The sequence below is a fragment of the Devosia nitrariae genome (genome assembly GCF_030160115.1).
Lineage (GTDB): Bacteria > Pseudomonadota > Alphaproteobacteria > Rhizobiales > Devosiaceae > Devosia > Devosia nitrariae.
Window position 1 is genome coordinate 56,904 of the sequence record NZ_BSNS01000007.1, and the last position, 26,124, is coordinate 83,027.

The 26,124-nt window shown below is 63.5% G+C and carries 23 protein-coding genes; 10 read left to right on the forward strand and 13 right to left on the reverse strand.

The genetic code is table 11. The features are described from left to right. The first annotated feature begins 36 nt into the window (after positions 1-36). Positions 37-1,050 (forward strand): LacI family DNA-binding transcriptional regulator, encoded by a 1,014-nt coding sequence (locus QQK18_RS05485; protein ID WP_284339296.1) that lies wholly within the window; start codon positions 37-39, stop codon positions 1,048-1,050. Between the two features lie 145 nt (positions 1,051-1,195). Here the strand turns inward: QQK18_RS05485 and QQK18_RS05490 are convergent, their stop codons facing one another. After that, on the reverse strand, positions 1,196-2,140 hold the full coding sequence (locus QQK18_RS05490) for an alpha/beta fold hydrolase (RefSeq protein ID WP_284339297.1): 945 nt from the start codon (positions 2,138-2,140) through the stop codon (positions 1,196-1,198). Positions 2,141-2,228: 88 nt separating this feature from the next. Here QQK18_RS05490 and QQK18_RS05495 point away from each other — a divergent pair, with 88 nt between their 5' ends. Continuing rightward, complete coding sequence (locus tag QQK18_RS05495; RefSeq protein ID WP_284339298.1) at positions 2,229-2,948, forward strand: helix-turn-helix transcriptional regulator; 720 nt, start codon at positions 2,229-2,231, stop codon at positions 2,946-2,948. Between the two features lie 224 nt (positions 2,949-3,172). Here QQK18_RS05495 and pdxR read toward each other — a convergent pair whose 3' ends face one another. After that, positions 3,173-4,609, reverse strand: coding sequence for a MocR-like pyridoxine biosynthesis transcription factor PdxR (gene pdxR / locus QQK18_RS05500; protein ID WP_284339299.1), 1,437 nt, complete (start codon positions 4,607-4,609; stop codon positions 3,173-3,175). Positions 4,610-4,754: 145 nt separating this feature from the next. On the opposite strand from pdxR, the gene QQK18_RS05505 reads away from it, so the two are divergent. The 4 genes from QQK18_RS05505 to QQK18_RS05520 all read left to right on the forward strand — a co-directional run bounded on the left by QQK18_RS05505 (position 4,755) and on the right by QQK18_RS05520 (position 7,965). Continuing rightward, positions 4,755-5,279 carry a c-type cytochrome gene (locus QQK18_RS05505; protein WP_284339300.1) on the forward strand — a complete coding sequence of 175 codons (525 nt, stop codon included), beginning with the start codon at positions 4,755-4,757 and terminating at the stop codon, positions 5,277-5,279. Between the two features lie 61 nt (positions 5,280-5,340). Further along, a complete protein-coding gene (locus QQK18_RS05510; RefSeq protein WP_284339301.1) occupies positions 5,341-6,393 on the forward strand; it encodes a methyltransferase in 1,053 nt (350 codons plus the stop codon). A 10-nt stretch (positions 6,394-6,403) separates the two neighbouring features. Then, positions 6,404-6,646: a DUF1127 domain-containing protein gene (locus tag QQK18_RS05515; RefSeq protein ID WP_284339302.1), complete on the forward strand. Its 243-nt coding sequence runs from the start codon at positions 6,404-6,406 to the stop codon at positions 6,644-6,646. A 149-nt stretch (positions 6,647-6,795) separates the two neighbouring features. After that, positions 6,796-7,965, forward strand: coding sequence for a multidrug effflux MFS transporter (locus tag QQK18_RS05520; protein WP_284339303.1), 1,170 nt, complete (start codon positions 6,796-6,798; stop codon positions 7,963-7,965). Here the strand turns inward: QQK18_RS05520 and QQK18_RS05525 are convergent, their stop codons facing one another. Together QQK18_RS05525 and QQK18_RS05530 are read right to left on the reverse strand one after the other, a co-directional pair. Further along, complete coding sequence (locus QQK18_RS05525) at positions 7,966-8,778, reverse strand: aminoglycoside phosphotransferase family protein (RefSeq protein ID WP_284339304.1); 813 nt, start codon at positions 8,776-8,778, stop codon at positions 7,966-7,968. A 296-nt stretch (positions 8,779-9,074) separates the two neighbouring features. Continuing rightward, complete coding sequence (locus QQK18_RS05530; RefSeq protein WP_284339305.1) at positions 9,075-10,046, reverse strand: aldo/keto reductase; 972 nt, start codon at positions 10,044-10,046, stop codon at positions 9,075-9,077. A gap of 135 nt (positions 10,047-10,181) precedes the next feature. Between QQK18_RS05530 and QQK18_RS05535 the strand changes: the two genes are divergently transcribed. Continuing rightward, positions 10,182-11,063 (forward strand): AraC family transcriptional regulator, encoded by an 882-nt coding sequence (locus tag QQK18_RS05535; RefSeq protein WP_284339306.1) that lies wholly within the window; start codon positions 10,182-10,184, stop codon positions 11,061-11,063. Positions 11,064-11,290: 227 nt separating this feature from the next. On the opposite strand, the gene QQK18_RS05540 is transcribed toward QQK18_RS05535, so the two are convergent. Beyond that, complete coding sequence (locus tag QQK18_RS05540) at positions 11,291-12,196, reverse strand: alpha/beta fold hydrolase (RefSeq protein ID WP_284339307.1); 906 nt, start codon at positions 12,194-12,196, stop codon at positions 11,291-11,293. A 184-nt stretch (positions 12,197-12,380) separates the two neighbouring features. Here QQK18_RS05540 and QQK18_RS05545 point away from each other — a divergent pair, with 184 nt between their 5' ends. Continuing rightward, complete coding sequence (locus QQK18_RS05545) at positions 12,381-13,250, forward strand: alpha/beta fold hydrolase (protein ID WP_284339308.1); 870 nt, start codon at positions 12,381-12,383, stop codon at positions 13,248-13,250. An 89-nt stretch (positions 13,251-13,339) separates the two neighbouring features. Here the strand turns inward: QQK18_RS05545 and QQK18_RS05550 are convergent, their stop codons facing one another. The 4 genes from QQK18_RS05550 to QQK18_RS05565 all read right to left on the reverse strand — a co-directional run bounded on the left by QQK18_RS05550 (position 13,340) and on the right by QQK18_RS05565 (position 16,465). After that, positions 13,340-14,209 carry an alpha/beta fold hydrolase gene (locus QQK18_RS05550; protein WP_284339309.1) on the reverse strand — a complete coding sequence of 290 codons (870 nt, stop codon included), beginning with the start codon at positions 14,207-14,209 and terminating at the stop codon, positions 13,340-13,342. A gap of 28 nt (positions 14,210-14,237) precedes the next feature. Then, positions 14,238-14,825 (reverse strand): dihydrofolate reductase family protein, encoded by a 588-nt coding sequence (locus tag QQK18_RS05555; RefSeq protein WP_284339310.1) that lies wholly within the window; start codon positions 14,823-14,825, stop codon positions 14,238-14,240. 31 nt (positions 14,826-14,856) lie between these two features. After that, positions 14,857-15,198, reverse strand: coding sequence for a YciI family protein (locus tag QQK18_RS05560; RefSeq protein ID WP_284339311.1), 342 nt, complete (start codon positions 15,196-15,198; stop codon positions 14,857-14,859). A gap of 115 nt (positions 15,199-15,313) precedes the next feature. Next, the gene (locus tag QQK18_RS05565; protein WP_379994100.1) at positions 15,314-16,465 is read right to left on the reverse strand and encodes a DJ-1/PfpI family protein; all 1,152 of its coding nucleotides are present in this window, start codon (positions 16,463-16,465) and stop codon (positions 15,314-15,316) included. 91 nt (positions 16,466-16,556) lie between these two features. Between QQK18_RS05565 and QQK18_RS05570 the strand changes: the two genes are divergently transcribed. Both QQK18_RS05570 and QQK18_RS05575 read left to right on the forward strand, forming a co-directional pair. Then, positions 16,557-17,564, forward strand: a complete 1,008-nt coding sequence (locus QQK18_RS05570; protein WP_284339313.1) for a GlxA family transcriptional regulator — start codon at positions 16,557-16,559, stop codon at positions 17,562-17,564. 116 nt (positions 17,565-17,680) lie between these two features. Beyond that, positions 17,681-19,045, forward strand: a complete 1,365-nt coding sequence (locus tag QQK18_RS05575; RefSeq protein WP_284339314.1) for a PQQ-dependent sugar dehydrogenase — start codon at positions 17,681-17,683, stop codon at positions 19,043-19,045. A gap of 51 nt (positions 19,046-19,096) precedes the next feature. Here the strand turns inward: QQK18_RS05575 and QQK18_RS05580 are convergent, their stop codons facing one another. The 4 genes from QQK18_RS05580 to QQK18_RS05595 all read right to left on the reverse strand — a co-directional run bounded on the left by QQK18_RS05580 (position 19,097) and on the right by QQK18_RS05595 (position 26,040). After that, positions 19,097-19,468 (reverse strand): DUF3307 domain-containing protein, encoded by a 372-nt coding sequence (locus QQK18_RS05580; RefSeq protein ID WP_284339315.1) that lies wholly within the window; start codon positions 19,466-19,468, stop codon positions 19,097-19,099. Positions 19,469-19,522: 54 nt separating this feature from the next. After that, positions 19,523-20,980, reverse strand: a complete 1,458-nt coding sequence (locus QQK18_RS05585; protein ID WP_284339316.1) for a sensor histidine kinase — start codon at positions 20,978-20,980, stop codon at positions 19,523-19,525. Next, positions 20,977-22,707 (reverse strand): response regulator, encoded by a 1,731-nt coding sequence (locus QQK18_RS05590; protein WP_284339317.1) that lies wholly within the window; start codon positions 22,705-22,707, stop codon positions 20,977-20,979. Before QQK18_RS05590 ends, QQK18_RS05585 begins: the two co-directional genes overlap by 4 nt. A gap of 69 nt (positions 22,708-22,776) precedes the next feature. Beyond that, the gene (locus tag QQK18_RS05595; RefSeq protein WP_284339318.1) at positions 22,777-26,040 is read right to left on the reverse strand and encodes an adenylate/guanylate cyclase domain-containing protein; all 3,264 of its coding nucleotides are present in this window, start codon (positions 26,038-26,040) and stop codon (positions 22,777-22,779) included. Between the last annotated feature and the right edge of the window lie 84 nt (positions 26,041-26,124).

Sequence of the window (26,124 nt, forward strand, 5' to 3'; positions counted from 1 at the left end):
CGGCGCTAGACTCTTTGCGAGCGCGGGAGGGAACGGATGGTTAGTATCAAGGATGTCGCTCGGGTGGCCGGCGTCTCGGATAAGACGGTCTCCCGGGTGGTCAACCGCGAGCCAAACGTCACACCGGACACGATCGAAAAGGTGCAACTCGCCATTGCCGATCTGGGGTACATCCCGAACCTGGCCGCGCGCAGCATCCGCTCGAGCCGGACCAACATCATCGGCATCATCACCGACTTCATATCGACAACACCCTATTCGGGCGACATCGTCAGAGGCGTTCAGGATTGGGCGGGCGCCAATGGACGTACAGTGCTACTGGCCAATACCGATGGCGACTTCGACAGGGAAGCCAACGTCTGGAGAACCTTCAAGGCCCACCGCATCGACGGCGTACTTTACGTCGCCATGTATCACCGCGTCGTGGCGCCTACGGCGGGCGAGGTCACCATACCGACCGTACTGGTCAACTCTCATCCCGAAGAAGGGTACGCCTATCCATCGATCGAGCCGGACGACTTTGGCGGTTCCTATGACCTCACTCAACACCTGCTTGCGCTGGGTCATCGCCGAATTGGCTACATAAGGCTCAATCCGCTCTTGCTGGGAGCCAACCAGCGGCTGGATGCCTTTCTGGCCGCGGCGCAGGCAGGCGGCATTGCGGAAAACGACATAATCATCCGTCTGGGCATGGAAGGGCCGATCGGTCGCGAGACGAACTATGTTTATCGGGAGGCCCTGGACATCCTGTCTATGCCGGATCGCCCGACAGCCCTGGTCTGCGGCAATGACGAAATGGCGCTCCAGGCGTATCTGGCCGCTCTTTACCTAGGCCTTCGCGTGCCGGGCGATATCACCATTGTCGGTTTCGACGACTTCAGGACGGTTTCGCTCGCCCTCAAACCTGAACTGACGACCGTGGCCCTGCCCTATTACGATCTGGGTTGGCAGGGGGCCGATATGCTGGATCAATTGGTACAGGGCAAGGGCAGCGAAACGGAGCGCCGGGTGCTCAAATGCATGGTGGTCACGCGTCAATCAAGTGCCTGATTGAACGCAACCGTCCGGCGAAGACGCTCCGATGCGGTTCCCGTGAGCCGTTGGTTGCCTTCAGCGTCTCATTACGCCCTCCGGTCAAACCGGAAGGCGGAATTCAGGGCCTAAGATGCAAAATAGTCTTGAGTTGCCCTAGGGACTAAACGGCAGCCTGCCGGTCCAGCCACTTCAAAATCGCCTGGTTTGTTTCTTCCGGCTTTTCCTGCTGGATCCAATGGCCGCAATCCAGCGTGACCACGTCCACATTGGGAACGAACGCGGCCAGTTTGTCGGACTTCGGGATCAAATCACGCTCGCCGTAGATCATGAGTGTGGGTTGTTGGATGATAGGATCAACGTCCGCTAATAAGCGCCAGTTGCGGTCAAGGTTCCTGTACCAATTGATGCTGCCCGTGAACCCTGCTTTTTCGAAGGCAGAGACGAAGACGGCCAACTCGCTGTCGCTCATCAACGGCTCCCCGAGCGGTGTTTCTGCTCTGGCGAGATTGATCATTGCCATGCCCGGCTCGGGCTGTTTGAAGGGCACGTTTTTCCGATACAGGTTGCGAAGGAACCGGAACGTATTCTCGTCCAATATGGCGTCCGCGACGCCCGGCTGTCGATTGAAGTGGACAAAGTAATAGTCGCCGCCAAGTATTTGCTCCATGAACTCGATCCAGGGTTTTTCTCCGCGCTCCTGGTAGGGCAGGCTCAGATTTATCACTTTGTTTACACGGCTTGGATGCAGCAAGGTCAGCCCCCAAACAACCATCGCACCCCAATCGTGACCTACAAAGGTGGCATCGTCGTAGCCGTAATGATCGAGAAGCGCGACAAGATCACCTGACAAATGTTCGATGTCATAGGCTGTGACTTCGGCCGGGCGGGATGAGTTGCCATAGCCCCGCTGGTTCGGGACGATGACATGGTAGCCCGCTGCGACAAGGGCGGGCACCTGGTGGCGCCAGGAAAAGGCATGCTCCGGCCAGCCGTGACAGAGCACAATGGGTTTTCCTTCGTTTTCCCGGCCTGCCTCAAAGACTTCGAGTTCCGCGCCGTTGACCGAGACGAGGCTGGGCTTGGGAAAGTCGATCGTATTGAGCATTGCATATTCACCTTGCTGACATGTGCAGCCGCTGCCTAAAGGCGAATGGTGCTAAATTTTGACACCATTGAATGGTCAGCGTTGCCAAATGACAGCTCGCCTCCGACAAGACGCCATCGTGCGCAGCCTTCGCCGCAACGGTACTTCGACGGTCGCTGACCTGGCGGGGGAGGTTGGCGCGTCCAGGCGCACAGTGTTGCGTGACATCAAAGCGCTCCGCGATGAGGGCTTTGTCATTCATTCTGAACCTGGCCGCGGGGGTGGCCTGCAACTGGATCCGCAATCGGTTCAGACCACGGCGCGGCTCTCGGTTGCCGAGGTCTTTGCGCTTCTCATCAGCGTTGCATCGATGCGTGCAGCCGCAAGCTTGCCCTTTTCGGGTCTCGCAGATGCTGGGCTTGCCAAAATCGAGAGAGCCTTGCCGTCGGACAAGTTGCGCGACTTGCGCCGGTTTCTGGATTGCTTGTACGTCGGGCAACTTTCACCGCAGGTGGACATCTCGGATATGGGAGCGATGGACCCTGCGCTGCTACCCGCATTCGAGACGGCATTTCTCCAACGGCGGCACCTGCGCATCCAATATCGTGACGCAAAAGAGGCCGTAACCAACCGAAATGTTGAGCCGCAAGCCATGCTGATCTTGCCACCACTATGGTATTTGGTGGCCTGGGACCCAGCGCGCAAAGGCTTCCGTCATTTTCGTATGGACCGGATCAGCCGACCGGAAATCGACGAAGACGCAACGTTTCAGCGACGACATGTGCCATTCGAAAATCACGTCCGCCCAATTCGCGATCTATCTCGCTGAACTTCGTACATTGACCAGCATTTGAGGCACCGGGGCTCTGCGTCTCCGTCCGATAGGCCCGGCCTATCGTGTTTGGGTGTTCTCTGTTGCAACGCTGAGGCCATCTGTTGGAGCTGGCATTGTTGCGGTTGGCTCTGGAGGACGACTTTGGCGCTCGCCGTCAGGCCTCGGCCGCCCGCAAGGCCCAGTTCCTCTCTCAGGCCATCTGAATTTTGCTCATTTGGTCACTGCGGTTCGCTGTCGAAACAGGCGCGGAGCAAATTCATCCCTTCTTCGATGTGGGCCGTGGGAATGGCGCCATATCCCAGCATGATCCCGGCTCGTGAGGCTGCGCCGACGGCGAACCGTGACAGGACCTGGACAGCAACGCCGCGATCGGCGGCGCGGCGGGCAATTGTGGCAATGTGGTCCACCGACATTGTCCGGGCGAGAGCGGTGAGATGGAGCCCCGTCGTCGACGGGACGAGCTCGAGATGCTCGGCAAAATCACGCGAGATCGCGGCCGAGAGGATCCGGTGCCGTTCCCGGTAGACTGCGCTCACCCGGCGGACGTGACGCGCAAACGCACCCTCGTCGATGAAACGCGCGAGTGCCGCTTGCGCGAAGGCCGATGAATGCCAGTCGCTGACGAATTTGGCTTTGTGCAGGGCCGCTCGCAGCGATGGCGGCGCCAGCAGGAAACCCAGCCGAAGCGTCGGCAGCATGGTCTTCGAGAAGGAGCCGACGTAGACGACCCGGCCGTTTTCGTCGAGCGTCTGCAACGGCTCAAGAGGACGGTCGCCGAAACGGAACTCGCTATCGTAGTCGTCTTCGATAATGGCCGCGTTGTGCCGCTCGGCCCACGCCAGCAATGCCTGCCGACGCGCTAGCGTCATCGTCACGGAAAGCGGAAATTGATGAGAGGGCGTGACATAGACGGCCCGGATCCCGCGCGGCAGCGCATCGACGACCAGCCCCTGGCGATCCACCGGTACGCCGACCACGCGAATGCCCAACGACTTGAACAACTGCCTCGGAGGGCCGTAGCCCGGATCTTCGACGGCAATTGCGTCCCCCGGCGCCAGCAGGACGCGTGCCAGGATATCGAGCGCCTGTTGCGTACCGTTCGTGATAACGATGTCGTCCGCGAAAGCCCTGATCCCTCGAGAGATGCCAATGTGGCGGGCGATTGCGACCCTGAGGTCGCCATGTCCGGCGGGGTGCTCATAAACGCCGGGGGCCGTTTCGCCCGAACGCAGCGCCCAAGTCACCGACCGCCGCCATGACCTCGCCGGAAACAGGGACGCATCGCAAAGCCCAGCGCGAAAGTCGAACCGAACTGTCTCGAATGTAAGAGGCGGTGCGATCGCTTCCCAGATCGAGCGCGGCTGGAGCGCGCCGGTGGATCGGCGTCCTGCCTTTTCGCGCCCGTCGAGCGTGACCGCTTCGCTCACGAACGTCCCGGACCCCTGCCGGGATGTCACGAACCCTTCCGCGGCGAGCTGTTCATAAGCCACCGTCACGGTGGCACGCGACACGGCAAGCGTGCGCGCCAGTTCGCGGCCAGGCGGCAGAAGGTCGCCTGGTCGCAGCCGCCGATCGAGAACCGCGCGCCGGACCTGGCGGTAGATCTCGCCGCTGAGGTCCTTGCGCCCGACCAGGCTGATGTGAAAGGCCGTCATGGTCCTAGAGTAAACGAAATTGGCCTGCCCGAAAATGTATGAATTGGCACTTCTGCCAGTCCTCATGCTCTCCTAAGATACGCCGGACGGCAATCAGCGGAAGCAACCTTGCTGCCGCTCCGCTAGCAAATCAGCAGAGGAGACGATGCATCGCAATGCGTTCCGTCTGGCATGTGCGGCGGCGCTTGCCACGCTATCTGCATTCGCAACTCAGGCCGACGAAGCGCAGGTCGCCCGTGGCAAATATCTCGTGAACCTGGGTGGATGCCACGATTGTCACACACCGGGCTATTTCCTCGGCCAGCCCGACATGTCGCGCTATCTCGGCGGCTCGGACGTAGGCTTCGAGATTCCGGGGCTGGGCATGTTCCTCGGGCCCAACCTCACCCCGGACGAGGCGACCGGCCTGGGCGGGTGGTCGGACGAGGAAGTCGCCACCGCCCTCACCACGGGCAAGCGACCCGATGACCGCGTGCTCGCGCCAATCATGCCCTATCACGCCTACAGCCAGCTGACGGACGAAGACGTGCAGGCGATCGTGGAGTTCCTGCGCAGCATCCCCGCGGTCAGCCACGAGGTACCAGGTCCGTTCGGTCCCGGCGAGACGGTACCGACCTTCATCATGCGCACGCTCCCGCCCGGCGAGACGGCGGCGCGAGCGCCGCGCTGAACCCGACGCGGCTTCTGCTGCCCAACGAACACGCCATCGACTCAATTTGCGGGAGATGATCATGGAAACGACAATCCATGCAGGCCGTGCAGCGATTGCGGCGGAGCTTCCTTCCGCCGACCCGCTGATGGCGCTTTCGACCGGTTTCTGGGCCTTCAAGACTCTGGCCGCTGCGCACGAGTTGGACCTCTTCAGCCGCCTTGCGGGCGGCGGCGGCATCACGGTTGCCGGGCTTGCGGAAGCGCTGGGTCTCCATCCACGCCCGGCCGAGATGCTGCTGACCGGCTGCGCTGCACTCGGGCTTCTGGAGAAAACGGACGGCCGTTATCGCAATACGCAGTTAAGCGAAGCCTATCTCGTGCGCGGGAAACCGTATTACTTCGGTGGCTTCGTGCAGATGGCCGACAAGCGGCTCTATGCGGGCTGGGGAAGGCTTACAGAGGCGCTGCGCACCAACCAGCCAACCACGTGGGACCCGGCGGCGCAATCCTCGATATTCGACGGCGAGGATCCGATGATGCTGGCCCTCTTCTGGGAGGCGATGCATTCGCTTTCCACGATGACCGCGCGCAAGCTCGGCGAAGCCGTGGATCTCGGTCATTTCCGCCGCCTCCTGGACATTGGCGGCGGATCGGGCGCGTACGACATCGAGCTTTGCAAACAGCACGGGGCACTGCGTGCGACCGTGTTTGACTTGCCGCATGTGGCCGCGATCGCGGCGGGAAAGATTGCCGAGGCCGGCTTGACCGACCGGATCGAGACCGCAGGCGGCAGCTTCTTCGAAGAGCTCCCGCAGGCTCACGACGTGCATCTCCTGTCGATGATCCTGCACGATTGGGACGAGGCGAAGAACCGCACCCTGCTGCGCCGGTCCTTCGAGGCTTTGCCGAGCGGCGGCGCAGTCGTCATCAGCGAACTTCTCGTCAATGACGAAAAGACCGGACCAGCGCCGGCCGCGCTGATGAGCCTCAACATGTTGATCGAGACGGAAGGACGAAACTATACGCCCGCCGAATATTCGGCGTGGCTGGAGGAAGCCGGATTCCGGCACATCGAGACGGTCTGGTTCGACGCACCCGCCGCGAACGGCGCCGTGATCGGCCGCAAGCCGTAAGGAGGCCGAAATGCCTTACGTGAAAACTCGCGTCCGACATCACGCGTTGAGAGTGCCCCTGCCTGGACTTGCGCTGAAAACCACAGCAACTGCAATCGCGACTCTCAAGACTTGGCAACGAACCGTTTCGACACGTCGGGCCATCGCGGATTTGACTCCCGATCAGTTGAGGGACATCGGTCATCCCGAGGCACCCGTGCCTGTGCTTGAAGTCAGGGCAGGTCTCATCACGAACTTGATGTCGATGAGGTAAGCTGCCATTGGCACTTCGCTCATCTGCGGACCTTGCCAACCTTGCGGAATACCATCTAAGTAGACCCCGTCAGCGACCGCATGATCCAGGACGCACCTGGTGAGGCATGTCGCGGCCGGTGGGTGCGCTAAGTTTCCGACAACGCTGGTTTGGGACGAAACGAACTCGTCCTGCTCGTCGCGGCCCTTATGGGCCTCAGTTCCATTGCTCTCGACATCATGCTCGCGGCCCTGCCGGACATCGGCACGGCCATGCGCTCGGATGCGCCTAATCTGGCGCAGTTGACGGTCGGGACGTTCCTCTTCGGCGCCGCCGTTTCGGCCTTCCTCATCGGCCCTGTCGCCGACGCGTTCGGGCGGCGGGTGCCGATCCTTTCAGGCCTTGCCGTGTTCGTTACTGCAGCGCTGCTTTGTCCGTTGGCGCCGAACATGGAAACCCTGCTCGCTCTGCGCTTGGCTCAGGGGTTGGGCGTCGGCACGACACGCCTCTCGCAGGCGGTGCTGCGCGATCGCTACGCGGGCACCGAGATGGCGCAGGCGATGTCGCTCTCGCTGATGGCCTTCCTCATCCTGCCGGTCGTAGCCCCGCTCATCGGACAGGCCATCCTTCTGGTCGCCGGCTGGCAGGCGATCTTCCTCACCATGGCCGCGCTCGGTGCGGTGGTCCTTGTCTGGGCCTGGCTCCGGCTCCCCGAGACGCTGGCACCAGAGAACCGGCGTCCGTTCTCCCTCAAGGAGATCGGGACGGGTCTCGCCATCGTCGCCGCCGATCGCAATGCGGTCGGCTATGGCTTGGCCGCCATGTTCTTGCTGGGTGCTCTCTATGGCTTCATCGCGACCACCCAGCCTGTCTACGGGGAAGCGTTCGGCCTCGGCCCGTTGTTCCCGATGGCCATGGCCGCCACGGCAATTGTCCAGTCGGTTTCCGCCTTCGTCTGCTCGCGTCTGCTGCGCCGCGTCGGCGCCGTCCGCGTCGCCCGCATAGCCCTTTGGGGTTATACGGGCCTCGCGGCAACGCTCGTCCTGGCGTTCACCCTCGAGCTCCTGCCCTTTGCCGCGTTCTTCCTGCTGGTGACGGCGATGATGGCAATGTTCACCTGGGCCGATGCGACGCTCGGTGCCCTCTCCATGACCAATCTGGGCAAGGTCGCCGGCACGGCCGCATCGGCCTTCGGCGCGGTTCAGGCGCTGGGTGCGACGATCCTCGGCTCGCTGGTCGGACAAGGTTATGACGGCACACCCCGCTCGCTCGTCTGGGGCGTGCTGCTCCTCGGTATCGCGTCGCTGCTGTCCTCGATCTGGGCGCGAAGCGAGAAATAGTCACGATCCCACAAGCGCTTGAGCGTGCTCCTCAACCCACGCGATCTCCAGCGCCGCTTCGCCGAGCACGCCGCGACGCGCAAGCTCCATCTCCCACTCGGAACCGTCGCCGACGAGCTTCCGCATGTGGTCCTGCAAGTGCCGCATCCGCTCGATACCCGCGTTGACGATACCAATCTCAAGCTCGGCACCGTAGGCCTTGAGCAGCAGGCGGAAGCGGCGAGCCTTTTCCGCAACGCCGGTCGGCAGGCCATGTGCCCGGCATTTCGCGTCACGCCAGAACGGCACCCAGCGCCAGGCGATGAATCCGAGATCTGCGGCGCGAGGCCCCGGCGCCGCGGCGTCCCAATCGATGAACGCCACCGGCAGGCCCGCACGAAACACGGTGTTCCACGGTGTGAGATCGTTGTGGCAGACGGTCTCGACAGGCTGACGAGCCTCGAGGCGCCACGTGCGGCCAGCCCATGGAAAGGTCGCCGCGGCATCGTGATAGGCGCGTATAAGTGCGCCAAGCTGCACCAGCACCTCGTCACGCCAGACATAGTCAGGGAGACGAACGTCGAAGCGGCCACCGTCGTCCGGGATGAAATCGGCGCCTTGCCCGACCTCTCCCTCGATGAAGCTCAGAACCTCTCGCCCTTGCTCGTCAAAGCCCAGCGCCCGCGGCGCCCCGGCAAACCCTTCGCGCTCGACGTGCTGCAGCAGATCGAGGACGGCCGGCGACCAGGAGCGAGCGTCGCGCCGAACCGTCTCACCGACTGGAACGACCCTCGAGTCCGCACCGCCTTCGAGGGGTATCTCTGGCTCAACCATGGGCCCTGCTGGATGTGATTACCGGCACCCTAGCTCTCAATGTGCGCACATGGAACGCCTCTCACCCCGTCGGTCGTGAGCACGATCGTCCGCTGTGTGCCCCTGATCGGACGTTGAAGCCTTCGGTTGGAAACCCTGAAAGCTGACGGTCTGCCAATCCGCCATTCGCGTCTGAATGGTGTGGAAAACGGAATGTCGGCTTTTGGACACGGCCACCCCGATCAGCCGACATTCTGGTGTGACGCCTATTTGCTGGTTAATGGTGGGTGGCGAGCATGCCAGCCACCCCTTGTCTGTCAGATCCAGTCTGGGACCATATCGCCGGCGTAGCGCGCACCAAAAGCGCCATCCGGTAAGATATTTCCGATGCGGATCAGATCATCGGCCGATAGCGTCACATCCGCAGCGGCCAGGTTTTCCTCGAGACGTTCGACCCGGCGCGTGCCGGGGATCGGCACGACGTCGTCGCCCTGGGCCAGGAGCCACGCCAGCGCCAGCTGAGATAGCGTTATGCCCTTGGTCTGGGCGAGTTCACCGAGTTGGCGGACGGCGTCGAGGTTCTTTTCGAAATTGCCCGGCTGCCAGCGTGGATCAAAGCGACGCATGTCGTTTTCTTCATATCCGGCTGACGGCTTTACGGCACCGGTGAGAAAGCCACGGCCAAGCGGCGAGTAGGCGACAAAGCCGATGCCCAGTTCACGTGTGGTGGGCAGTACCGCTTCGACATCGCGTTCGAAGACGGAATATTCGGTCTGCAGGACCGTCACCGGCTGCACGGCATGAGCCTTGCGAATGGTCTGCGGCCCGGCTTCGCTAAGTCCAAAATACTTGACCTTGCCATCAGCAATCAGGTCCTTGACCGTCCCGGCAACGTCTTCGATCGGCACGCTGGGATCGACGCGGTGCTGATAAAGGATGTCGATCTGGTCGACGCCAAGATAGCGCAGGCTGTTTTCCGTCACCTTGCGAATATGGTCAGGCTGGCTGTTGGCGCCGTAGTTGCCATTGTCGAGGGTGAAGCCGAATTTGGTGGCGATAACGATATCGTCGCGAAAGCCCTTCACCGCCTCGCCGATGAACTTCTCGTTCTCGCCCCAGCCATAGAGTTCGGCGGTATCGAAGAAGGTAACGCCCAGGTCATAGGCGCGCTTGATGAGGTCCAGGCCTGCTTGGGTGTCGGCCGCGCCATAAGCGAGATGAAACCCCATGGCACCGTAGCCGATGGCTGACACTTCCGGTCCGTTCTTGCCCAGTTTGTGCTTCTGCATCGCAATGTCCTTTCATGCGTATGCTGACGGAATGTAGGTACGACCGGCTCCTGACTGGATGTCCGATGCTCCCAAATGATTGCCTGATCCTGCTGATCGCTTGACCTTTTGAGGCAACAACTGTGGGATAGCGCCATGACAGACCTGGACGATATTCGCGCCATCGCGCTGCGCCATGTCGGCGCTCCTCACCCGGCGATGCCGCGGCTCCACATCTACCGCATCGACAATCCCACCGATGCCGGCGGCCTGATCTATGAACCGGTCGTGTGCCTTGTCCTGCAGGGCCGCAAGCGCACCTTCATCGGAGATGGCGTGCTCGAATATGGCGCGAGCGAATGCATGGTGGTGGCCGCCGAGGTGACGGCCATGGGGCAGGTCTGCGAAGCATCGACCGACGAGCCCTATCTGGCACTCAATCTCTATCTCGACCCCGCCGTGATCTCGACGATCCTGCTCGACATGAACGGGCTTGCCGAGCCCGCCATCGGCTCAGGATTCGGTGTCGCCAAGGCGGGACCCGCACTGCTCGATGCCTGGCGCCGGCTCGCCGGCCTGCTCGACCGACCCGACGAGATACTGGTCCTCGCCCCTCACCTAGAGCATGAGCTGATGTTCCGTCTGCTGATGGGGCCGCATGGCGCATTGTTGCGCCAGATTGCCGGCGCGGAGACAAGGCTATCCCATATCCGCCGGGCCATGGCCTTTGTTCGTCAGCATTATGCCGAGCATCTCAGCATCCAAGCCATGGCGGCGGTCGCCGGCATGAGCGTGTCGGTGTTTCATCGCCGTTTCAGGGCGGTGACCGGCGTGACCCCGCTGCAATATCAGAAGCATATTCGGTTGCACGAAGCGCGCCGGCGCCTGGTGACCGAACATGCCGAGGCAGCCACAGTGGGCTATGCCGTTGGATATGAAAGTGCCTCCCAGTTCTCGCGTGAGTATAAAAGGCTGTTCGGCGCCCCACCGCGTCGCGACGCGGACACCTTGCAGTCAATCGTTGAAGCCGGTCCATAAAGCCTAGCATCATCTCGTTCGCAGACGACGGCAGCTTACGGGATTTTGCGCGCGTGCCGAGAACGGCCGATTTGGGGTCGTAAGCCGTGAGCCGGCTACGCGCTCAATATGAGCCATTCGAGCCAACGCTGCCGTTCCCCAAAAGCTGACATCTGGATCGATAGCCATCGATCGTACGCCGAAAAGGAGAAAGCCCGGCATTGCCGGGCTTTTCGATGCATCGGGGACTATTGCGCCGGGGCGTCGAGGAAGGCGATGGCTGCTTCGCCCGGCCTTGTATCAGCGAAGATATTGTAGTGGGTGGCGTTGGGAATGATGGCCAGGCGGTTGGCATTCATGCCCGACCCGTCCCACTGCGCGTCCTGCAGTCCACCCCCGAGCAGTTCGAAAAAGCTGGCGATGTGGCTGGTGCGCACGGCGTCCCAGTCGGCGAACATGAGCAGCGTCGGCGCCTTGATCTCCTTGATCTCGGCGGACCAGTCGAAGTCGTGCATCATCATCGCCGTGATCTGCTCGATCAGGACCGGGAAGTTGTCGACGTCGGGCGCGACCGCCGCGTAAGCCTCGTAGAGCAGCGAACCCTTCATGCCTTCGGCCATGTCCGGTGTCATCGAGCGCATGCCCTGCTGGTTGTAATCGTGCCAGCCCGCCCAGGCGTAGGGGGCGGAGACGACGACCAGCTTGTCCACCAGTTCCGGGTGCTGGATCGCCACGCGCAGGGCAGTGCCCCCACCGAGCGAATATCCCATGAGGTCGGCCTTCTCGAAGCCGAGATATTGGATGACGCCGGCGACGTCGTCGGCCATGGCCTCGTAGCTCATCGGGCGATCGAAGGGCAGGGTGTGTCCATGCCCCTGCAGGTCGATGGCGATGACCTGGTGATCTTGTGCCAGCAGGGCGACGTTCGGTCCGAACATGTCCATCGTGGCAAGTCCGCCGTGCAGCAGGACGAGCGGATCGCCCTCGCCGTAAACGGCGTAATAGACTTCGACGCCGTTGACGGGTGCGTAACCGGATTTCGACGGGGCGGGCAACATGGCGGCTCCTTGCGCGGGTTGGTCGGATTGCTGGGCGAATGCGGGCAGCGCCATGAGCAGCGCGGCGGTCAGTGACAGGAACGTGCGTCTAAGCATTGTAAACTCCTCTTCTCTGCCCTGACGACGAGCGGGTGGGAGAGAAATCGACACGCCCGCCAACATGACCTGGCTTGCAGGCAGATGGTGACTTGGCGCGGCGGATGACCATCCGCCCTGGAGCGGGCACCGTCGGAGATTTGGGGCCAGTGGTCTTCGATCATAAGGTTACGAACCAGGTCGTTTGGACGGCGCTTCGTGCAAAACCCAGGGAGGATATTGGATGTCGTGGAAACTCGATGAGACTGTGGAGACATCCGCGGGCATGGTGGCTGCGGGTCGGCTTGGCAGCGGGCCTGCACTCGTTCTGGCCCACGGCTGGCCATGGTCCTCGTTCTCATGGCATCGGATCATCCCGGATCTCACGAGCCGGTACCGCGTCCATTGGTACGATATGCCCGGATATGGACGATCCGACAAAGACCCGGAGCAGCGCACCTCCCTCGACGTGCAGGCACAGGTGTTCGCCGAAATGCTTGGGCATTGGGGGCTCGAAGAGCCAATCGTGATTGCCCACGACATGGGCGGTGCGACGACGCTGCGCGCGCATTTGCTGCACGGCTGCGAGTTCGATCGGTATGTGCTGATGAACGTCGTCGCGATGCGCCCTTGGGGATCGGAGTTCTTCGATCACGTCGGCCGCCATGTGGAAGCCTTTTCAGGCCTGCCTCCGCATATCCATAGAGCGGTCGTGGAGGCCTACATAAAAGGGGCGATCGTCAACGACATCGATGCGGGAGATTTCGGGAAGCTTGTCGAGCCATGGCTGTCGCAGGAGGGACAGGCAAGCTTCTATCGGCAATTCGCGCAAGCCGATGAAAGCTATACCGCCGAAGTCGAGCCGATGTTTGGCGACCTACGCTGTCCGGTAAAGATAATCTGGGGCGAGGACGATCCATGGATTCCACTGAAGCGAGGCAAAGCGCTTCATGCGCTGATCCCGCAGGCATCGTTCAAAACACTGCCTGGCGTCGGCCATCTGCCTCAGCTTGAAGCTCCGGATCTGGTGCTGAGGTGGCTGACCGCATTTCTATCGCGCGAAGCCGGACACTGATGAAGGGCCGGGACCAGACATCCGGCTTCCAACCCGGACCTCATGGAACGCGCGGCGGGCAAGGGCGCCCGCCACGCGCGACGTCTCGGTCAAAACCCGGTCTTGGGCGTCTCGCCGGCAAGGAACGGTCCAATGAATTCCATCAACAGGTCGGGCTGGTTGATGACTGCGGTGTGTGAAGAGGCAGGCAGGATCGCCAGCCGCGAGGCGGGCAGCGGCTCGCCCGTATCGCCCATGACGCCGCCCCCGAGCAGCCGGAACATATCGACGCTGTGCTCGAGCGTCATGCCGTCGGAATCGCCTGCAATGATCAGGACGGGCGTCTCCAGCGCCGCCACTTCCTCGCCCCAGGCAAACTTCAGCTTCTCCAGTTCGATCACCTTCTCGGCCATTGCCGGGAAGCCTTCCGGGTCGGCGGCGAGCACCTTGTAGTCCTCGGCGAAAGGCGAAGAGGTGAACATCTCGAGGTTCCACTGCGGGATCGCCTCCTGGAATGCCGGCTGCCACCCCTCATAGTCGTACGCGCCGGAGGTGAAGACCAGCTGGTCGACCTTTTCGGGAAAGTCGATGGCAAGCCGCAGCCCCGTCATCGCGCCCATCGAGTAGCCGAAGACGTCGGCCTTCTCGATCCCGACCACCTCCATGAACGCTGCGACGTCGCCGGCAAGGTTCGGATAGGTGATGGGCCTGTCGATATCGGTGGTGCGCCCGTGCCCCTGGGCCTCCAGCGCATAGACCTGGTGGGTCTGCGCCAGCTGCCCGACGATATCGCCCATCATGGGGATATTCATGAAGCCGCCATGCAGCACGATCATCGGATCGCCCGTGCCGGAGACCTCGTAATACATCTGCATGCCGTTGATCTCGACCCGATTGCCTTCGGGGGTCTCCTGAGCCAAAGCGGCGCCGGCTGCGACGAGCGCTGCCGCGGTGAGGGTAGTGCGCAGTATCGTGGTCATTCACTCCTCCTTCTGAGTTTTGGCGCCGCTACCGGACAGGCCCGGCCGGACGGTAGGTGTTGATGAGAATGCCGTTGGGCGTGCTTTTCGTCTCGACGAGAGTGAGGCCGCGCGGCGGAACGCCGTTCTCGAACAGCCGCTTTCCTTCGCCAAGCACCAGCGGAAAGACCCACAAGCGATATTCGTCGATGAGATCGGCGGCGATCAGCGTCTGCAGCAACTGGCTGCTGCCCCAGATATGCACCTCGGGCCCGTCCGATGCCTTCAGACGACGGATCTCCTCGACGACATCGCCGTCAATGCGCAGCGATTTCTCCCAGCCGAGCTGGTTGAGGCTGCGGGTGACGACGTATTTCGTCGCCTTGTTGAATGCGTTGCCGATCGTATCGTCCTGGTTCGGCCAGTGGGCGGCGAAGACATCGTAGGTGCGGCGGCCCAGGAGCATGTCGAACTCACCGGCGACGGTCTCGTCAGCGGCCTGGTTCACTGCATCGTCCTCCAGCGGCATAGCCCAGCCTCCGTGGGTGAACCCGTTCGTCGGATCCTCCTCGGAGTGGCCGGGCGCCTGCATGACGCCGTCCACCGTGACCTGGGTTATAGCTATGATCTTTCTCACGGGTCTTTCTCCAGGTTCTTCGGGTTCAGCGTCAGTGGAACGGCCGCACCTCGACCGGCGCCCGACAGGCGACGGCGGCCTTGCGCCCCCAGGCCAGTGCCTCGTCCATGTCGGCGGCTTCCAGCACCCAGAAGCCGCCCATGTGCTCCTTGGTCTCGAGGTACGGCCCGTCGGTGACGAGCTCTTCGCCATCGGGCTTCACCCGCACCGACACCGCGCGGCCTGCCGGCTGCAGGCCGCCAACGAAGATCCGGATGCCCGCAGCCTTCATCTCCTCGTTGAGTGCGGTGATGTCGCGGCGCATCGCGTCGTCCTCTGCGACGGTGGGGTCGTAGTCATCGGGATGGTGGATAGCGACCAGATATTGCGGCATGACTTTCTCCTGAACGCTCTTCCGGGCACGTTTGGTGTGCCCTGCCTTCACTGTATAGCCGAACGGCGGGACCGGAATTCGACAGGCCGTCCAAGGAAAACTTCCGGGAGAGCCCCTACGGGGCGGCTCCTTCCCGCGGATATTCGAGCTGCATGGCAACGACATTGGTGGTGGGTTCGCCATAGCGCTCGGTGATGGCCAGAAGGGTCTGATCCAGTGCGCCGGCCGGCGGCTGGTCGGCGAAGGTCGAGACGCGACGTTCACCTGGCCAGTCCGTCATTGGCTGATCCGGCAGAATGCGAACGCCATTGGCCGTCACGATCCCAGACGACGAAGCCGCGAATGCGAGGGCATTGGACCTATAGGTCCGCGACCAGGCATCGGCGACCAGGGCAAGCGACGCCTCGTCCATGCCGGGCTGCAGCTCTATCCCCCACGTGTCGCGGTTCCAGAAGGCGAGCACGTTGGCCATAACTGTCGTGGCGAACGGGCGCGTGAGGCGGAACGCAGCGCTCGCATGCCGTGCATCCCATGTTTCAAGCCCGAGATCGCGCGCAACCGATTCCGCCTTCTCGCGTCCTGCGATCGCTTCGATCAGCGTCAGCATCATGGGCATGGATGCCGAGATGCCGGTCGTCGTCACCACACCCCCGTCAGAAACCATTCGCCTGTCGGCGACATAGTCGATGCTCGGACTGCGCTCGAGCAACTGGCGCAGATAATACCAGTGGGTCGTGGCCCGGCGGCCGTCGAGCAGGCCGGCGGCGCCAACGACCTTGGCCCCCGCGCAGACACCGATGATCGTCGCCCCCTTCTGCGACTGGCTCTGCAGCCAAGCGAGCACCGCCGGGTGATCGTCGCGGCTCATGGCAGGAACGATGACATAGTCGGCTCCGTCGGGGTGCTCAGCGTCGAACTCGGCAATCGTCGCATCGGGCTCGACCTTGAGCGCGGGATAGAGCTGCACCGGTCCCGGCTCGGTCGCCAGCATCACCACATCGGCGACATCGGCGCGCCGCAGGATGCCCGTCGGCACAAGATAGTCCGTGGTCTCGGTGGCATCGTTGATCCCGATGACCGCCACGACAGGACGCTCGCCCCTTTCAGGCCTCAGCGAAGCGAGCATGGCCTCCATTTCCTCCGGCGGCACGGGCGGCGCCTCGGCCACTGCGGTGCCAGAAGGCAGGCTGAGTACCCAGCCGCCAAAGCCCAGCAGGCAAAGAGCGATGAGGATCCCACCGGCCCAGATGAAGATGGATTTCGACAGGAGTTTCGATCTGGATTTCGACATGGCTGCCTCTCTTTCCGAAAGCGGCGGATGCGCGCTCAGGCAGCTCGAAATCTAGCTGAAGCGAGGTATGGCAGAAATGACAAAGATCCGCTATTTTCTGCCAATGCATAATGTTGCCTTCATCGTCTATCCGGGCTTCGAACTGCTCGACACCGCCGGGCCGGCATCGGTCTTCAGTGGCGCCAACCACGCGCTGGGACTGCAGGGAAAGACTGGCTTTTACGAAGTTGGCCTCGTATCCGCGCAAGGCGGGACAATTGAAAGCAGCAGCGGCATCGCAGTCGCAACGACGCCCATTACGGAGCTCGAGCCGGGGGGCGCTCAAACCGTGCTGGTCGCGGGCGCCGAACGGGAACACCTTCTGCCGGCGGTCGGGGACCCGGTCCTTCGGGAAGCCTTTCCGGCGCTCGCCGCGCGGGCCGAACGTTTCGGTTCGGTCTGCAGCGGAGGCTTTCTTCTCGCCGCGCTCGGGCTCCTCGATGGCCATCGCGTCGCAACCCACTGGGACTCCTGCAAGCCGCTCGCCGAAACCTTTCCGGCTGTCACCGTCGATCCGGATGCGCTCTACGTGGTCGACGGGCGGTTGTGGACATCGGCCGGTGTCACGACGGGTATCGACATGGCCCTGGCGATGATCGCCAACGACGTCGATGCGACGGTCGCCGGCGCGGTGGCAAAGCGGCTGATCCTCTATGCCCGACGCCCGGGCTACCAGTCCCAGTTCAGCCCGGTGCTGCAGGCGCAGGTCAAGGGCGATAGCCCGTTCGCCGAGGTGATCGAGTGGATACAAGCCAATCTCGATGCACCGCTGGATGTGCCCGCTCTCGCCGATCGCGCGGGCCTCACCGAGCGCACTTTCCATCGCAGGTTCGTGGCGGCGACAGGCGTAACACCGGCCCGTTTCGTCGAGACCGCACGGCTCGATGCGGCGCGCATGCTGCTTTCGCGCGGCCTTTCACTCAAAACGGTCGCAGCCCAGGTGGGCCTCTTCCCGTCAACGCGCCTTTCAGAAGCCTTCGAGCGTCGGTTCGGCGTGGCTCCGAGACTATACCGCGACATGCATGCCGGGCTTTGACGGTATTACCGGCCAACGAATAGCAACACACATCCGTGGCGCATCACCCTTCCGTGTTGCAGGAACTGCGCGGGCGCTCTGGCGTTGCGCGCGGGAGGGCGGCCACGGAGGTCGAGATGCAGAAGCTGATCATTCCGCTCGCAGCCATATCTTTCGTCTCATTGTTACCGGCAGGAGGGCTGGCGCAGGATAACGCGGCCGGCGAGGCCCTGACCGGAGACGCCGCGTTCGGCGACTGGCAGGACGACAGCCCCGGCGTCAGGCGCCACATCACGGTCGAGGACCTCGAGGAACCCGACCTGACGGCAGAGACGTCAAATCCACCCGAGGACGTCGCCATGCCCCCCGACGCGGGCCCTCAGGTGCCCGACGGGTTCAAGGTCGAGATGGTGGCCGAGGGGATCGAGAACCCGCGCGTCATCCGCTTTGCCCCGAACGGCGATCTGTTCGTCGCCAACAGCGAGGCCGGCGAGGTGCTGGTCTATCGGTTCGCCGAGGGCAGCGCGGGACCGACAGAAGAGAGCGTCTTTGCCGAAAACCTCAACGAGCCCTACGGCATCGCGTTCTATCCACCGGGCGACAACCCGGAATGGGTGTACGTTGCCGAGAGCGACGGGCTGAAGCGTTTTGCTTATACGTCCGGCGACCTCGAAGCGAGCGGCGAACCTGAACCCGAACCGGAATCACTGGTCCAGGGCATTCCCGGCGAACACCACTGGACGCGCGACATCGTCTTCTCGCCCGATGGGGAGACCCTCTACTATTCGGTTGGCTCCGGCTCGAACGTTGCCGAGCAGGTGACCGAAGAGCCCGAGGGCGGCTGGGAGGCCTGGGCTGAGGAGCGCGCGCTGGGTGCCATGTGGGGAGAAGAGGAAGGCCGCGCCCTGGTGCTCAGCTTTTCTCCCGAAGGCACGAACGAGAAAGTGTTCGCCACTGGCCTGCGCAATTGCTCGGGAATGGCCATCCAGCCGGCGACGGGCGATCTCTGGTGTGTCGTCAACGAGCGAGACCTCCTGGGTGACAACATCCCCTTCGACTATGCCACCCATGTCGAGGAAGGCGCCTTCTACGGCTGGCCCTGGTACTATATCGGCGACCACGAGGATCCGCGGCTCGCGGGCCAGCGGCCGGATCTCGCCGACCAGGTGACCGTGCCGGACGTGCTGTTCCAGGCCCATTCGGCACCGCTCAACATCGCGTTTTCCGAGAGCGATGCATGGGGCGCAGAATACGAGGGCGATGCCTTTGTTGCCATGCACGGCTCGTGGAACCGCGACACGCGAACGGGCTACAAGGTGGTGCGGCTCGACTTCGACGAGAGCGGCAACACCGACGGAACCTACCAGGATTTCATGACCGGCTTCGTGGTCGGAGATGCAGAAGTGTGGGGCCGCCCCGTGGGCGTGGCGGTCGCCGAGGACGGTTCACTGTTCGTCAGCGAGGACGGCAGCGGCACGATCTGGAAGGTGAGCAGGGAATAGGGGCCAGGCCTGACAAGATCCGTCCCCGCGCCGGCACCCCGTTAGAGGGCATCAGCTGCTCAAGGCCGCGAACACGATTGCTGCGTAGGTTGCGTGATGCACGAACTGGTCGAACCCAAAAATCGACCAGAACTCAGCTCCGCGGGCGGGCGCCGAGCGCTTGACCAGATGGGCCTTGGCCCAGTCCGTATGATAGTGAATTAGGAACTCCGCGATCAGGAACACGAGCAGGAGAGGCAGATCCGTCAGGAAGAAGACCATGACGACGGCGGTCCCCAGCACGTGCAGGGCCGCGTGCAGAATGCCACCCGGGTGCCCGTAAACGCCCTTGTTCTTCGCCTGGTATGGCGATTGGAGCACGAAGTCGAAGAGGAAGTGCTTGGCCTCGAGCAGGAGCAGGGCGACAAGGGCGGCGGCGGTCATTGGTCCTCCACTGCCCGCTCCGGTGCTCGCAGCCTGGTTCGCATGGGCGACTCGCTATCCCTCGGATCGCTGCACGATCGCCGCGGACGTGCCTGTCGCCACTTCCGCCATCCGGATCGGCAGCAGCACCCGGAACTCGGTGCGCCCCGGGCGTGATGCGACGTCGATGCGGCCGCGATGCCGGTTGACGACGATGTTGTAAGAGATGTGGAGGCCGAGCCCGGTGCCGACGCCCTGCGGCTTGGTGGTGAAGAAGGGTTCGAAGATGCGCGAATGCAGTTCCGGCGCGATCCCCGGACCGCTGTCGGCGATGCGGATCTCCACCTGGTCGCCTATACGGCGGGCATGCAGTTCGAGCGTGCCGGTTCCGTCCATCGCCTGGACAGCGTTGTCGATCAAATTGGTCCAGACCTGGTTCAGCTCGCCTGCATATGCCGTGACGTGAGGCAAGTCCGGCTCGAAGTCACGCACCACCTCGATGCCATGCTTGAGCTTGTGATTGAGGATCATCAACGTATCTTCGAGGCTGGCGCGCAAGTCGATCTCCTTGAGCGGCGCCTGGTCAAGATACGCGTAGGATTTCACGGACCGCACGATGTTGGAGATCGCCTCGGCGCTGCCCTGGATCTCCTCGATGAGCTGCTGGACCGCAAGCCCGGAGCCCAGCCATTTGACGACCGGGCGCAGGTTCGACGGCCGGAAGCTCGCCAAAAGATCGGCAAGACGTTCCACCGTCCAGCCATAGGCGACCATTGCCGGGCCTATTTCCCAGGGCTCTTCCACGTCCAGCCGCTCGAGTTCGCTGATGAGCCGGTCTTCTTCGTCCGCCAGGGCCGGGTCGCGCGCGCGCATGGAGCCGCAGCCCGAGATGTTGCGTTCGAGTTCGGAAAGGCGCACGGCCTCAGTCTCGCTGAGCACGAGCGTTTGCAGGTCTGCCGTAAGCCGCCGCCACGTGTCGAAAGCTTCGCGAAGGTAGTCGCTGCTGCGCCGGATTGCCGCTGCCGGATTGTTGAGCTCGTGCGCGAGCCCGGCCGCCAGCGTGCCCAGCGATGCGAGCTTCTCGCGCTGTATCAGCGTTGCTTCGCTGCTGCGCAGTCGCACAGCCATCGTGCGCAGGACCGTGCTGGCGATGGTAGGATTGCTCTCCAGCAATTTTCGGAACGCCTCGGGGCCGATCTCGAGCAACTCGCTCTGCCTCACCGTTCGGGCGGTCGCGGTTCGCGGCCTCTGCTCCAGCAGTGACATTTCGCCGAGGAACTCCCCCGGCCCGCGCGAGGCGAGCACGATCTCTTGCTCACCCTCCATCTTGCTGATCTCGACCGCACCCGAGAGAATCACGAACAGCGAATCCCCCGGTGCCCCCTCTTTAATGATGACGTCCCCGGGCGCGGCGAAAACCCGGTTGGAGGAACGGCACAGTTCCGCCACGTCGCTCCTCGACAGTTCGGAAAACAGCGGAAGCTGGCGTATCGACTCCTGCAGCGAGCGCAGCTGCGCTGAGGCGTTCGTCACGGATGCGCCTCCGCCGGCTGTTTCGCCTGGGCCCCGGAAGCCGGCTCCGGAGGTGACGCGTGCATTGGGGCGCGCAGATGCTGGTGGACGAACTGCACAGCCATTGCCCCCTCCCCGACCGCCGATGCGATGCGCTTGGTCGATCGATGTCTGAGGTCGCCGGCAACGAACACGCCAGGAATGCTCGTCTCCAGCCAGAACGGATCGCGCGGTACCGTCCAGCCGCGCGACCGTTTCCCGCCGTCGCGCTCGATGTCCAGCCCCGAGAGGATGAACCCCTGCTCGTCGGCTTGAACCGCCCCGTTGAGCCAGCCGGTCCTCGGCGCCGCCCCGATGAAAACGAAAAGGGCACGCGCCGGGACCCGCTCGAGCTCGCCCGTGCGCGCATCCCGCAGGCTGATCGCCTCGAGGCTTTCCTCGCCATGGACTTCAGCGACCGAGACGTGCGGGCGCAGGTGGATGCTCTCGGCCTCCTCGATGCGCGCAATAAGATATTGCGACATCGTGTCGGCGAGCCCGGCGCCGCGCACGAGCAGCGTGACCGAAGAGGCGTAATGGGAGAGGTAGAGCGCCGCCTGGCCGGCGGAATTGCCCCCGCCCACGATGAAGACATCCTGCCCCTTGACGTTCAGCGCCTCGGTGATTGCCGCGCCATAGAAGAGCCCCGCGCCGGCCAACCGCTCGGCGCCCGCGACGTCCAGCAGGCGGTACTGCACCCCGGTTGCGATCAGCAGCGCCTGGGTGGCGACCGTGGAACCGTTAGAGAGATGAATGAGGTGATAGCCGTTCGAGGACGAAAAGCCGGTGGCTTCCATCGGCGCCAGGATCTCCGTGCCGAAACGGCGTGCCTGCGCCACCGCGCGCCGCGCCAGATCGCTGCCGCTGAGGCCGGCCGGAAAGCCCAGATAATTCTCTATACTCGAACTCGTGCCGGCCTGCCCGCCCGGAGCCTCGCGCTCAATGAGCAGCGTCCGCAGCCCTTCGGAGGCTCCATAGACCGCCGCGGCAAGTCCGGCCGGTCCCGCTCCAACGATGATGAGGTCGTAGGTCTCCCACTGTGCCTGGGTGTGGAGGCCGAGCCTCTCGGCGAGCGTGGCAACGCTCGGTTGCGAGAGCGTCGTTCCGTCGGCGAGCACCACCAGAGGAAGTGGCTGCTGGGCCGCTCCTGCGATTTCGCGCAGCTCCGTCGCCTCGGCATCGGTCTCGATGTCCAGCCATTGATAGGCAATGAGGTTGCGCGCAAGGAAGTCGCGGATGCGGTGGCCGTCGGCCGACCAGCGGTGACCGATCACGCGCACGCCCTCGAACACCGGCTGGAAGTTCGCGCGCCAGTCGTCGAGGAGGTCGTCGAGCACGGGATAAAGCTGCTCCTCGGGCGGATGCCACGGCTTCATCAGATAATGATGGAGCTTCACCTCGTTGATGGCCTTGATCGCCGCGTCGGTGTCGGCATAGGCGGTCAAAAGCACGCGTCGGGCGTCGGGAAAGACATCCAGTGCCTCGGCGAGGAGGGCAACGCCGGTCATTCCCGGCATGCGCTGATCCACCACCAGCAGGGCAACGACCTCGTTGCGCAGCCTCAGTTCGCGCAGGGCCTCGAGCGCCTCTGCACCCGAAGCCGCGCGCATGACGCGGTATTCGCCACCATATCGGCGCCTGAGATCGCGCACGACTGCCGCGAGCACCGAGGGCTCGTCGTCGACCGCCAGGATTACCGGCTTTTCCATTTCGGGTCTCCGCCAAACCAGCATTTTCAGCAAAAGTGGGACACCACTGGCAGTTCGAAAATGCCGCAATCAAAGACCTGGAACTTCCCGTTCCAATTCGATCGGAACGGGAGAGGCTCCAGGGCGCTCCTCCTCAGGACGGGGAGCCCGCACTTCCGCAGCCTTCTCGCGGGCGCGTGCCGCGTCGTCCGCCCGGCCGGCCTCTTCGTGTATGGTCGCTGCAAGCTCGAGTGCTCGGGCGAGGTACGGCCGCATGCCGGCCTGCCCATAATAGTCCATCGCGACCTGCAGCGGCGCGGCGGCTTCCTGGCGCCGACCGAGTTTGATGAGAGCTCCCGCGAGGTCCTCCGAGAGGGTCGCGGTGCCATATTCGTCATGGCTGGCGCGGGCATCGTCGACGGCCCTGCGCAGTCTCTCGACGGCGCCCTCCGCCCCCTGCTCGACCTCGGCCGCTGCAAGGGCACCGCGTGCAAGCGTCGAAAGCCCGGCAAGGGCGGTGGTGCTCGCCCGTTCGGCAATGTTCAGGGATCGCCGGAACTCATGGAGCGCCCTGTCCAGCTCGTGCTGCGATCGATAGCCCTGGCCGAGGGCCAGGTATCCCGCGCACGCGCACTCGAAGCCGTTCACGCTCATGGCCTTCTCGCCACCTTTGCGAGCGTGCTCGAGGCCCTTTTCGACCTCGCCCATGTCATAATAGGCCATGGCCACGGCAATGTTGATATCGGCCTGGCGAACGGCCGAGCCGGCAAGTGGCTCCGCCGCCAGCGCCTCCTCGATCTGCTCGCGTGCCTGCTCGAACTCGCCGAGCCGCGACAGCGCAACCGCGCGCTCGGCCATCGCATGTGCCTCTACGCCCGGGATGCCGGAGTTGCGCGCCAGGTCGATGACCTCCCGGAGGGCCCGTTCCGCGGCCTCCGGGTCACGATCGACAAGGTACCACGTGGTTATGAACAACGGCAGCAGCAGAAGCTTTTCGTCCCCGAGCTCGCTCGCAAGTTGCTCGGCTTCCTTGAGATGCGGAACGCTGCGCGACGGAAAGCCGGTGACCATGTGGATGTTTCCGGTCCAGGAGAGTGCGCTCGCGAGGCGCCGCTTGTCTCCTCTGTCGCGCGCCATCTGCACGGCCTTGCCCAGCTGCTCCAGGACGCCTTCGAAACGATTGAGCCTGTTGCGCACGATCGCCCATGAAACGATCGCATCGATGACGAGCTCCGGCGTGGCATCGGGCAGGCGATCGAGGAGCTTCAGGGTGCGCTCGCGATGCTCCAGCTCCTCATGGGCGGCCGAAAGCTTACCGGCGTTTTCGGCTGCACGCAGCGAGTATTCGAGGGCGCGCCCATAGTCCTCGGCTTCGGTGAAATGGTGCGCCAGGATCGGAGCGAGTTCCTCGCGCCGATCGGCAAAGAGGCTTTCGAGCGTCTGGCCGGTGCGGGCGTGCAATTCGCGTCGCCGCGATTTCAACAGCAGGTCGTAGGCGGCCTCGCAGGTCAGTGCATGCTTGAACGCATACTCCCGCTCCGGATCGCGGGTCCGCTCGCGCACGAGTTGTTCGTAGGAGAGCGCGGCCAGGTGAGGCTCGACATGTTCGACGCGCTCCTGCGCCGGGGCGGACTGGCAGACCGATTCCAGCACGCGGTGCAAGAAGGCCCGGCCGATCACGGAAGCGGTCTGCGCGACACGTTTGGTCGTCTCCGGCAGCCTGTCTATCCGCGAACTGAGAACGCCCGCCAGGGTTTCGGGGATCTTGGCATCGATGATCTCGCGCCGCGCCCGCCAATGCCCTTCCTCCTCGACGATCTGCCCTCCGTCGATCAGGGACCGCAACACTTCCTCGAGATAGAACGGATTGCCTTCCGAGCGGTCGAGTATCTGCCTGCGCACGCTTTCGGGCAGATCCCTCACGTCGAGTAGGTTGCCGAGCAGCAGGCCCGCGTCGGCGGCCGCGAGCGGCTGCAGGTCGATGCGCTCGAAGGCACTGCCGAGGCTGGCATCGAGCCGATCCACAAGCTGCCAGCTCGCGGCCTTGCGACGCGGCCGCAGGATGCAGACGACCATCAGCGGCATGAAGGCGGCAAGCGCCGCCACCTGGGCGATCAGCTCGAGGCTGGCGTTGTCGGACCAGTGGAGATCGTCCAGCACCAGCACATGGGGTCGCGCGGCCTCGCCCGATCCGATCGCGGCCCGGATCCCATCGGTCACGGCGGCCGCCACCCGCTCGATCATCTGCTCGCCCGAATAGGCTTCAAGCGCCAGGCGGCTCTCTTGCGTATCGACGGCCAGCAGCGTCTCGTAGAAGGCAATGGCTTCGCCCGGCAGGCCGAGCCGCTCCACCCATTGGCCAAGCTTTTCACGCACGGCCGGCGCTGCATCCATGTCGGTTGCACCGATCAACTGTCGTCCGAGCATCCGCCAGGGGTAGTAGGGGATCGACTGGCCGTAGGAAATCGCGCGGGTTTCGTACCATTGGACCGGCGTCTCCTCGCCTCGCGAGGCGTGGATCTTGCGCAATTCCGCCGTCAGGCGGGACTTGCCGAGGCCGGCCTCCCCCAGAATCGCAATCACCGAGCCCGTGCCGGCATTGAGAGCGTCAAGCTTCTCCTGCAACAGGACGAGCTCGCTCTCGCGGCCGACCAGCGGCGAGGCCAGCCCCTCGAGCCCGCGCATCTTCCCCGGCGCCGCGCTGACGCCGACAACCTCGAAGCAAACGACTGGTGCCTGCTTTCCTTTCATCTCGATGGAGCCGCGGGGGCGAAATTCGAACTGGCTGCTGACCAGCTTATGCGTCTCGGCACTGATCAGCACCGTCCCGGGTTCCGCCGCTGACTGCAGCCGTGCCGCGATATTGGCGGCATCGCCCATGGCCGTGTATTCTGTCCTGATCGCATCGCCAACGAATGCCAGCACGGCCGTGCCGCTATGGATGCCGATGCGCATCCGGAAATCGACCCCATAACGCTGTTTTACGGTGCGCGCATATTCATCCGCTGCCTGTTGGATCTCGAGTGCGGCGCGCACTGCACGCTCGGCATCGTCTTCATGCGCGAGAGGAGCCCCGAACAATGCGAGCACCGCATCGCCCATCAGGCGGGACACCGTGCCGCCATAGCGCGAGACGGCCATGTTCATGAAGCCGAAGGCCGCGTTCATCACGAACGTCCAATCCTCGGGATCCATTTGCTCGGCAATCGCCGTGGAATGGGCAACGTCGGCGAATAGAAAGGTTGCGAACTTGCGCTCGCCTTCGATGCGCGCGGCCTCCAGCGGGGACCCGCAATTGCTGCAGAACCTGTGCCCCTCGGCGTTCCTGGTACCGCAGCTCGGGCAGGTCACCATCGCTGACAACCTCCCGCAGGCCCCCTCGATTGATCGCGATGAACACCTGCCGCAAACATTTCGCCTGTCCTCCAAATTCTGGAA